The organism is Paenibacillus sp. JJ-223 (assembly GCF_927798175.1).
Classification (GTDB): domain Bacteria; phylum Bacillota; class Bacilli; order Paenibacillales; family Paenibacillaceae; genus Paenibacillus; species Paenibacillus hubeiensis.
In genome coordinates this window covers 91,324-101,754 of record NZ_CAKMMP010000022.1, presented here as the reverse complement: position 1 = coordinate 101,754, position 10,431 = coordinate 91,324, and the positions used below count along the sequence as shown (strand labels likewise).

Below are 10,431 nucleotides of genomic sequence, written 5' to 3'. Positions count from 1 at the left end.
GTTCCACACGTTCCCATCCCGAACACGACCGTTAAGCCCTCTAGCGCCGATGGTACTTGGACCGCAGGGTCCTGGGAGAGTAGGAAGCCGCCAAGCGAAACCCCTTGTGGGGTATTTTTTTTTGCCTATTTAATTGAGCGATGTTATGTTCTGAATTTATTGTTCTATAACTACATCGTCTTTAAAGCCGTTCCAAATAAGGGAACGGCTTTTTTAAAGAAAACATGACCATCCATTAACACCCTCGGTTGTACGCATGATTTCAATAATAAGTTCCTCATTTCCTAGTTCTGTTCTTCTCCCTTTTCTACAGCGTGAGCAATGCTTATCTCCACAAAGTTCAGCACTTCGTCGGATACGGGGTATAGTCCTGACTCTGCTGTAGGGAGCTTTCTCACTTCCCAAAACTTCTCCATCAATTTCTCGTCTCCATTAAAGGTTTCGTGTGATAGCTTCATTAACTCGCAGGCAATGTTATAACCTTCCTCAGATTTAGGTGGAATAGATTGCTGTATACACCACTCAATTCGGCGCAGCAAAGAGGCATATTGCTGAGTGGTCTGGTCGTTACGGTTGAGATGGGGCAGAGCATTTTGTAGAAATGCACTTTCGTCATCGTTGAAGTAATCGATCCACTGTTTGGAAATGGGTTGTACGTCATGGACCAGATGAGAAACCCGATCCCAGGAGAGGGTACCTTCTAGATCAATCATATTGATCAAAGACGTAGTATTTGCAATACTGCTCTGAAGAGAAGTGAGCTGCTCCTGAAGATGATTATGGTGAGCGATGAGAATATGACGAAAAGATAGCTTATCTATTACTTTCTGAATGTCATCGAGCGGTAGTGATAGTGATTTAAGCAACGTTATCTTTTCGAGCGTGAATAAGTCTTCCTCCGAATAAAAACGGCGGCCGTTATCTTCCTTATAACTCGGTGTAAGAAGACCAATCTGATCATAATAACGCAGGGTTCGAACAGAAATGTTCCTCTGCTTGGATACTTGTCCTGTTGTCCATCTATTCATGTTTCTTCGTTCCTCCCGAAAATAATGCTTGCAGGTGACGTAACGTCACCTAATAACATTAAATTATATCACAGAGGATTGAGGGATTAAGGATGACTAGCACGGAAATGTGGAAGAAGATGGATCAGTGGACATGGCGTGAGTTTATTGCTTTGCTTGCGCTTGAATTTGTATTCGTTATATTCGTTATCAAATATCCAGTACAGTCCATGTATGAGCGATGGTTGGGGAATACGCTTTACTCAGGAACTCTTACAGGGCTTACGATCGCGATTGTACTTTGGTTAGGATTATATTTTATAGCTTTACGACCGAAGAAAATGTCCTGGACAGAGGTAGGCGTAAAGGGATTTCCTGCGAAAGACTGGTGGCGGATTGCGTTATGGATACTCATTCTCATCATATTCAGTGTGGCGACGCTCTATCTTACGAGTTTTCTTGGGAATACGATGGACAACAGCAAAACAGAGAGTCTAAAGCAACATGTCACTATATGTACTATGATTATTGGTATTGTGTCGGCAGGAATCGTGTCACCCTATTATGAGGAGATATTTTACCGTGGATTTATATATCGTTGGCTGCGGACTCGTGTTAGTATGAGATGGGCGATTGTGATTAGTTCGCTAATCTTTACGTTTGCCCATTTTCCCACTGTGAATGCCATGCCCGTCAATTTTATCAGTGGAGTTGTATTTGCATGGACTTATGAACGTACGGGATCGGTCGTGCCTGCTATGATCGTACACGGTGTGTTTAATACCATTGCCGTGTTGTTAACAGCGATGAGTTAAGCCCGCTACTCAAGACCGTCAATTTTCACGGGGCAAAAACGTATAGTACCATACCAAGTCGCTATTTTTAGCGGCTTTTTTGTTATGAAGGAACTTCCCCCATCTGTGGACATGAATGCTATATACCATAGATAAGAACTTTAGGCTTCGAGGTCGACTCTTTGGTTGCTGTAAGAGCTGGGAAGCGGGCTGGACTTATGCAGGGGGAGGTTCCTAGCCTTAAATAATAAATTGTATTCCTTCTTGAGGAGGATGGGAAACAAAGGAAAAAATAATATGATATACAAGTAAATAATTTGATGCTGAGGGATGAGGTTCTTTTATGAAAAAGAGACAAAGTTCACGAAACACGGTTGGTACCATGCATCAATACATAAAAAGGAGTAGAACCAAATGAAATTGAACATATGGAGACCCGTTATATTGTTTGGTATTAGCGTGCTTCTTTTTTTCAACTTATCGCTTCCGGCTCATGCAGCAACGAAAATGGAAACAGAAGCTACGCCTTCCGGGATTCCCTATAACCGGCTTGAGCAGGAAGTGGATAACTACGTAAATTCCCATATTGGAAAATCAACGCCTGGCGCTGCGGTTGTCGTCACCAAAGGGAATGAGATCATTTTCTCCAAGGGCTATGGATATGCCGATATCGATCGAAAAACGTCTGTGGATCCCTCTTCAACCGTTTTTGCCTACGGCTCCATGAATAAAGCGTTCGTCTGGACTTCGATCATGCAGATGGTGGAAGCAGGAAAAATGAAGCTGGATCAAGATATTCGGACCTATTTTCCTAAAGAGGTTGCAGATCAGCTGCGTTATGACAAGCCAATTACAATGCTTGATATTATGAGTCATACGGCTGGTTATGAGCAGCATCCGCTCAGTACATTTACGCTGTCGAACGAGAACCTGACTTCACTGGAAGAGACCGTACTATCCAACCAGCCGAGACAAATCTATGATCCCGGTAAAGTCATTGCCTATTCCAACTTTGCAACAGCGCTGGCTGCCTTGGCAGTGGAGAAGGTGAGCGGAGAGTCCTTCTTCGACTATGAGATGAATCATATCCTTAAACCCTTAGGGATGAAGCGTAGTTCAGGACATCCTGCGTTAGCGGATCACCCGGATTTGCTGCAGGCAAGAGCGACAGGTTACGCGGCGAAGCAGGACGGCGGATTTGAAGCTAGAGAACGCTATTATGTTCCTTTATATCCTGCGGGAGGGATGGAAGGTACGGCAGAAGATTTAGCTCGCTTCGTCATGGCCCTTAATACCACGGATAGTCCATTATTCGAGCACCCGGATACCGGACGGACGATGCTCTCCCGGAGTTATACCCCGAATGAAGCGATTCTGTCCAACGCCCACGGATTCTGGGAATATCGGGCAGTGCCGCACGTTGTCGGACATAGCGGGAATGTTAAGGGTTTCTCCGGCAACTTTGCAGTTGTTCCCGAAAATCAGCTCGGCATCGTGGTCTTAACTAACATGGAGATCGAGCAGGAGCTTACGTCTGGGATTATTAATCTGCTGATTCAAGAACCAACCAAAGAAGGGGAGCTAACCGTACCCGCTACCGAGTTGGCCCCATCCGAGAAACTGGCCGGATATTATGTACAGTCAGGGGGCACTTATTCTACTTATCATGAGGTTATTAACTACCTTGGATTAATTAAGGTGCAGCCAAAAGGGGAGCACGATCTTATTTTAAGCGTTATGGGAATGACGGGAGAACTCAAACAAACAAGTCCGAATGTATTTCAATTTGCCAAGTCGGACCATCCAAGATTTGAAAGATTGGCACCGATTCTGTATGCTGAAATTTCCGATGATCGTGTAATGCGATTGAGCAAAGGGATTGCCACGGATATTTTGCCGATCAAGGGAAGTCGGTCGCTTCCCGCTCTGATTTTCTATATGGTCTGGGCTCTTCTATCGATCCTATTTTTTCTGGTGGCTCCATTGGTCATCCTGATTCGGTGGCTCCTGCGTAGAAGAAAGAGGACTCCGCTAACAATGAACCATTTTACGTCTTCCTTTATCTTGTCCGGGACCATTTTGGTTATTAACGTCCTGTATCAGCTGGTAAACGCAATGTTTAATGAAGACGTAACGGTGGAGCAAATGAACTTGGGGGTATCGATCAATTGGGTTATGACCTTGCTTGCCATCGTACTGTTTGGGGTCTCCATGGTAAAGGACAGTAATACTTCGAGATCGACATGGAGCAAAGTATCTCACGCTGTCGCGGGAGTTCTGTTTATCGGCTTCACTTTAATACTAGCCCATTGGAACTTTTTTAATTTTATTCCGTGAGGTAATTGTCGCTGTTAATGGGCACTGAGTTTCTCAGTGTCCGTTTTAGTTATATATTAGAGCCGTGGTTGTATGGTCATAAGGGGAATAGAGCTGTCAGACTGGAGTGTGTTATAGTATGGGCAGAGTTTCAGCTTAAGCTGCAATTCCATGAAAAATGCACCTTTGTGAATCGGCGCGTTTTTCCATAACTCTAATAGGGGGAGTAGATTTGAAGAAAACGTTATTTAAAATCCTTGGTGCAACGCTCATCGCATCCGTGGTGATGATACCTCCATCATGGCCGGCGGATGCTGCATCAGCCTCGGTAATGCAACCGTGGGATAAAGCACAGGAACATGTCGAGCTTTACCAAATCTGGTTCGCGGACCGGGCAGAAAACGGGCTGATTCCGGTACGCCAAAAGCAAAAATGGGGATTCATCAACTACCAAGGGAAATTTGTACTCAAGCCTCAGTACCAATTAGCCAGAGAACCTTTTTATCAAGGCGTAGCGGTGGTGAACAAAAACCAGCTGATTAATAGGGCTGGGAAAGTTGTATTTCAGGACAAAAACATTGAATACATAGGTAGTTTCAACGACGGACTAGCCATTGCGAAGAAAAAGGGGAAAATAGGGTTTATGAATACGAAAGGAACCTTTGTTATTGCTCCGTCGTATGAGGAAGGAACCGGATTTTATAATCAAGTGGCATTTGTGAAAAAGGACGGGAAATGGGCGCTCATTGACACTAATGGCAAGACGCTTACGCCGTTTAACATCGAAGCGAAGGAGTTTGGACCTACATACGGTAAATTCGGGCTTTATCCCGTGAAGATCGACGGCCTTTGGGGCTGTATCGACAACAAGGGCAAGATGGTCATTCCTGCTGAATTTGAGAGTAAGGTAGAGTTTACAGAAAGTGATATTGAATTTGGTCTATACAAGGACAGTCACAGCGCGATCATTCAAAAAGACGGTTCGATCATCCATTTGGACAAAAATTATCGTGCTTTCGGCGAGCCGCAGGCCGGATTGTGGAAAGTGCAGTGGGGAGGCGAAGGGATTATCGACGTGACCGGGCATGTTGTGGTTGAACCGCAAGATGAGCAGAAGATCATTCTGTCGGGAGACGGTAGCTATGCGGTAAAAGAGATGAGCGAGAAAGATATAGGTTGGAAATATTACAACAAGAATCAAACTGCGCTATCCGATACATATTTTGCGGATGCGAAAGCATTCTCGGAAGGTCTGGCAGCAGTCAAACTGGATCAGAAATGGGGATACATCACAAAGCAGGGCCAGATCAAAGTGCCTAATCAGTATGAGGAAGCAAATCTTTTTCTGGGCGGCAGCGCCGTTATACGTAAAGGCGGAAAGTATGGTCTGATTGGACAAAAAGGCGAGATGATCGTTCCTGCCAAATACGATGAAATGGTTCCGCTTGTCCAACATGACGGCTTTATCAACAGTTCCTCGGAAAAAGTCACGACCTTGAATCCGTTATATAGAGTCAAACTAAATAATAATGTCGGCATCTTGGATAGCCGTGGAAAAATCGTTATGGATGTCAAATACCCGGATTTGTATCTCGATTACGTCGAATATTTTCATGATATCGGTCCGATAGCAACTGTCTGGTATACGGTGAACGCCAAGGGCGACATGATATCCACTTCAATCGACATCCAAAAGGGCAAACGTATATTTCCGCAATACAGTTCGGTTTATTATCTTGGCGATGGCATGTACAGCGGCTTCCCGCTGGCGAACCCATCCAAATACGCTATTTTTAATGCAAACGGAAAAACGGTCTTCTCCTCAGGAATCGACGGTTGAGATTATTTGCGTCAATTCCATCGTAAAATCCCCAACAAAAAGAGCTCGCGTCCAGCGCGGGCTCTTTCCATAACTTCTCTCAAGTCGCCACCGGATTCTCCATATAACTAATCTAGTCGCTCTTCCCTTTTACAACGGCAAGGGAATGTTTCTTTTTATCATAAAAGGGATCAATTTGCGAAATGCGATCGTGCTTGCAGCCTGTCCATCCCGTTGATATGCATCATAATCGTTCTTGAAGGTTTCCTGCATTTCCTCCGATAAGTGGCGGATGTATCGATGCGCGCATTCACGTATCTGTTCAGGTGAGCCGAAATCAACCACCAGGTCTAAAACGTCAAGCACATAGAATTCCATTGGATTCGCCTGCGGCAAAAACCATCCAGTCTGGATGACCTCCTCAAGGATCTCCTCAAGATTAGTCTCATACTTGTCCATCAATGGAGCGACCTTATTTTGAATCAAGGTGATTATTTCTGCCAGTTCCCGCTCTCGGGTGGCTTCCTTGGCCAAATTCCATACCTTGCCTTTGTCCCGGAAGCTGCTCAAGCTGATCTCCCAGTATACTTTTCCGCTGTCCGTATTTATGATTCGGGAATTGGTATTAAACTCCAAATAACTGCCGGCCACATTGGAAGAGTGACTTGAAAAACGTACCTCAGCTGTAAAGGGGCCCACGTGCTTGACCATGCTCCGCCTGGATTTATAATATTTGAACCCGCATGGCGCGCAGGCCGCCGCAATCCTTGAGCAACATTCCCGAAAAATATCCTTGCCGGTTTGGTGATCCGCCATATCTATTCCTCTCCTTTTTATTTATTTTATAAAGGGTAACATGTTACAGAAATCTTGGCTTTCCTTGTAAGCTCTTAAACTTTGTATTATTACGCCCAAACAGGCCTACGGTTTCGATTGCTTTCCTCTCATTTTTCACTTCAACTCTGGGCGGCACCCTGCCAAGTTATATTTGTATAGTGCTTGGAAAAGCTAATCCTCCCCAGTTCCCACCGGATTCTCTTCATAACTGATCCAGTCGCTCTAGCTTCCGGCATACAGCTTCACGTTCGTATATCCGGCTGCGTCCAGCACGATCACGTTCGGGCAGGCTTTGATTGGGTTTATCGAGAGCGGGGATTCGGTATTCTTTTCAGCCTAAATAAAAAAGCCCGAGTCCTTATTTGGAAACGGGCTTGGAGCACAGAATCTCTTCTCATGTTTATTGAGAGATATAATAAGCACTGTTCACATTAGTGTTGCTTTCGAATACCAGTACTTTTCCTTCCACCTCGTACCAGCGTACCATTTGTCCTCCGGTCTTGGTTGCCTTCGGTGTTCCATAGACGGCAATAACATGCTTCAATTTATCTAAATCGAAAAGAATATTTCGTAATGTACGGCTGTCCGCAGTATGAATAGAAGCGACATTTACGAGTAAGCCATCTTTGAAAATGAGACTGGTCCCATCAAAATAATACGTGTTGGCTTCCGACAACGGTCTTGCGGCCGGTTTGCCATTTTGCATCGTATAATAATTGCCTGGATGATTCTCGATGGCCTCATACAGATCGGGGCGAGCAATAACATCTGCTTCTTTTAGATCTTTTGAAAAAATATGTAGTACTTTAGATTCGTAACCTTTACCTAAAAGTGGATCCAAAAAACCTCCAGCCATGCCCAGTTTTGCGTTCAGTGTCTCCAATGGTACGAAGGTCTGTCCTGCCCAACTTAATGCTGTTTTATCCGTTTTGGAAACGGTCATTTTGTAAGAGCCACGAGTGATCGTCAATCCATTTGCAGTTTTGGACACCGTAGCATCCGCTGCCTTCGCAAAATCGTTCACTTCCACGTACCAGCGGTTGTCCATCGTCAGGAAAGGACCTTGTCCTGCAAAACGCATCTGTTTGCCGTTTATCAGCATTTGCGGTGGAGGCTGCATGGAGATTAGTTTCGATTGGTTCCCCGTGTATCCACCAGTGTCGGTTTGGATCAATTGAGAATTTTCCATGTTACGGGTCATGATTCCTGTTGGTAAATGCAGGTAATAATCTTTTTGTTCGAAACGGAATAAAACAATTGAATCGCCAACTTCCTTAAAATATCCGCCACCAATATCCGGAATGTCCGATACTACTTTCGCAGTTTTCGTATCGACTACTCTTATTGTTTTTTCTTTGGCTGTTTGCTGATGAATCAGAACGAAACGTTTATACTGAGTAAACCGAATCGAACTGGAAGCATCGGTGCGGGACAATGGTTTGATTGCTGCACTTGTAGAAGTTCGATAACCTACCATTTGATTTTCGTTTTTTGGATTTTTATACAAGACATAGGTTAGAGAACCGATTTTTTCTTCAAAAAGAATATTGTCAGGCAGCGCTGTGGAACCCTTGCTTGTTGTTCGGGTTCCGTCGGGGTTCAAAATGATCGTTTCTACCATGAAATGATTATCCCCATATGTATCATAATTGCCGATTTTAGCAAGAACTTTTGGGTCATTAGATATTTTTTTGTATTCGGTGTAGCTTAACGTTGTATTACTACCATTTTCGCGCGGATAATCAGCAGTACGCGCCAGCAATTTGTTACTGATCAGCGAATAGACTCGGGTATTGCGCTCCTCATAATTTATTTTTCCGTTGCCTTCTTGAATGGCGTAGCCCCCAAAGTCATAATACATTTCGAACGGAGGCGGGCTTTTCCCGTCTGTTTGTGCTTGATTCAACACGCTTAGATGATTGCGTTCGAGATCATATCCATATATAACAAAGTTGCTTATCGACTCCTTTTCACCTTTTGCATTTAATTGCTTATTTGTCGTTGAATCACAATAAACCGTAAAAGCTCGCGGACCTTTCTCTGTATCCAGCACATGTGTGCCATAGTCCCATCCGCAGCCTGGATAGAATGTTTTCTTCAGCGCTGGATCATCTTTTTTACGTGCGCTCTCCGAAAATTGGGCATCTTTTGATACAGCCCGTGCCTGCTCTGGAAATTCATGAAGTTCAGTCTCCACACGACCGTCATCAAAATAAAACTTCGTTACACGAACCTGCGGTACAACTCGGGCTGCTTCTTCCTCATACTTGAATTCAAATTTAATTTCCGATTTGTAAAGCTCCTGTGCTGCCTCTGCTTGTTCACCCGTATTCAGCAGCAACCAGCTAAAAAAAATCATACCTGCTACAATCAAAAACCTTGTGGCAAAGCGTTTCCTACTCTCTTCCATACTTCATCTCCTTAAAATTGCATAGGGTCGCTAATTTATTCATTATAAGAGAAATAGGGGCTAATACCAAGAACGAGAAGTTCAGACGATCTTTTTCTTGGATCGTTATTCGACGCGAGACCGAGTCGAAACAAGAGATATCGCTTCAATATCGTGCGCGAAAATTCGCCTACTAATCTTCTATGGCAATAATCCGATTCCTCCTTTCTCTTTACAGATCGCTTTCCTCTTTACCTATAAACCGTTTTGTGCCGTACTGATAAAATACAAAAAAACGGAGTAGCAAGTAAACGATTAACGCTCTCTCACTCGATGTCGGACTTCACGATAAAATACCGCCACGAATCCTTAGACCCAGGCGGCATTTCGGCTTAGCTATTCCACATCATCCACAACGTATCAAGCCCCTAAACTTCTTCCCCCGTCGCCACCGGATTCTCCTCATAACTAATCCAGTCGCTCCAGCTTCCGGCATACAGCTTCACGTTTGTATATCCGGCTTCCTCCAGCGCGATTACGTTCGGGCAGGCGGATACGCCGGAGCCGCAGTACACGATGATCGGCTCATCTTTGTCCAGCTTACCGAAGCGCTCCTGCAGCTGCTCCACGTTGAGCCAGCGGCCTTCGGGGCCGAGCACGTCTTTCCAAAAATAATTCACCGCGCCCGGAACATGTCCGGCTTTGGCGTCGATCGGTTCCTCCAGCCCCGCATAGCGGCGGGCATCGCGGGAGTCGATCAGCACGGCTGAGCCGTTCGCTGAGGCATGCTGTGTATCCTCTACGCTGGCAAGCATGTGAGGCTGCACGTTCGCATCGAACGTGGACGGAATCCGCACGGGCACGTCCGCAGTTACCGGAAACTTGGCGTTTTGCCAGGCCGTGAAACCTTCGTCCATCACGTAAGCTTGTTCATGGCCCAGGTAACGGAGCAGCCACCAGAGCCGGGCGGCGTTCATGCCGCCTTGATCGTCGTATGCAACGATGCGGGCATTGGAGCCGATGCCGGCTTTGGTCAGCCGCGCAGCGAGTTTGGCCGGGTCGGGCAGCGGGTGACGCCCGCCATGGGTTGAAACGGGAGCGGACAGATCCTGCTCCAGGTCGAGATACACCGCCCCTGGAATGTGGGCTGTGTCATAAGCTTCCTTGCCGGCATTCGGCTGGCCGAGCAGGAACCGGCAGTCGACAATGACGATATCCGGTTCGTACATTCTGGCGAGCAGCCAGCGCATGGATACGATATTTTTCATA

The 10,431-nt window shown here is 45.5% G+C and carries 7 protein-coding genes and 1 rRNA gene; 4 read left to right on the top strand and 4 right to left on the bottom strand.

All coding sequences use genetic code 11. The features are described 5' to 3' along the window. Positions 1-96, top strand: a 5S ribosomal RNA gene (gene rrf / locus L6H98_RS28790); the annotation flags it as partial. A gap of 188 nt (positions 97-284) precedes the next feature. Here rrf and L6H98_RS28785 read toward each other — a convergent pair. Next, complete coding sequence (locus L6H98_RS28785; RefSeq protein WP_236421135.1) at positions 285-1,028, bottom strand: MerR family transcriptional regulator; 744 nt, start codon at positions 1,026-1,028, stop codon at positions 285-287. Between the two features lie 92 nt (positions 1,029-1,120). On the opposite strand from L6H98_RS28785, the gene L6H98_RS28780 reads away from it, so the two are divergent. The 3 genes from L6H98_RS28780 to L6H98_RS28770 all read left to right on the top strand — a co-directional run bounded on the left by L6H98_RS28780 (position 1,121) and on the right by L6H98_RS28770 (position 5,957). Then, the gene (locus L6H98_RS28780) at positions 1,121-1,822 is read left to right on the top strand and encodes a type II CAAX endopeptidase family protein (RefSeq protein WP_236421134.1); all 702 of its coding nucleotides are present in this window, start codon (positions 1,121-1,123) and stop codon (positions 1,820-1,822) included. Between the two features lie 393 nt (positions 1,823-2,215). After that, a complete protein-coding gene (locus tag L6H98_RS28775; RefSeq protein WP_236421133.1) occupies positions 2,216-4,138 on the top strand; it encodes a serine hydrolase in 1,923 nt (640 codons plus the stop codon). A gap of 157 nt (positions 4,139-4,295) precedes the next feature. After that, complete coding sequence (locus tag L6H98_RS28770; RefSeq protein WP_236421132.1) at positions 4,296-5,957, top strand: WG repeat-containing protein; 1,662 nt, start codon at positions 4,296-4,298, stop codon at positions 5,955-5,957. Between the two features lie 129 nt (positions 5,958-6,086). Here L6H98_RS28770 and L6H98_RS28765 read toward each other — a convergent pair whose 3' ends face one another. The 3 genes from L6H98_RS28765 to L6H98_RS28755 form a co-directional block, all read right to left on the bottom strand. Next, positions 6,087-6,752, bottom strand: a complete 666-nt coding sequence (locus tag L6H98_RS28765) for a hypothetical protein (protein WP_236421131.1) — start codon at positions 6,750-6,752, stop codon at positions 6,087-6,089. A 421-nt stretch (positions 6,753-7,173) separates the two neighbouring features. Continuing rightward, positions 7,174-9,183: a hypothetical protein gene (locus tag L6H98_RS28760; protein WP_236421130.1), complete on the bottom strand. Its 2,010-nt coding sequence runs from the start codon at positions 9,181-9,183 to the stop codon at positions 7,174-7,176. A 407-nt stretch (positions 9,184-9,590) separates the two neighbouring features. After that, a complete protein-coding gene (locus L6H98_RS28755) occupies positions 9,591-10,430 on the bottom strand; it encodes a sulfurtransferase (RefSeq protein ID WP_236421129.1) in 840 nt (279 codons plus the stop codon). Between the last annotated feature and the right edge of the window lies 1 nt (position 10,431).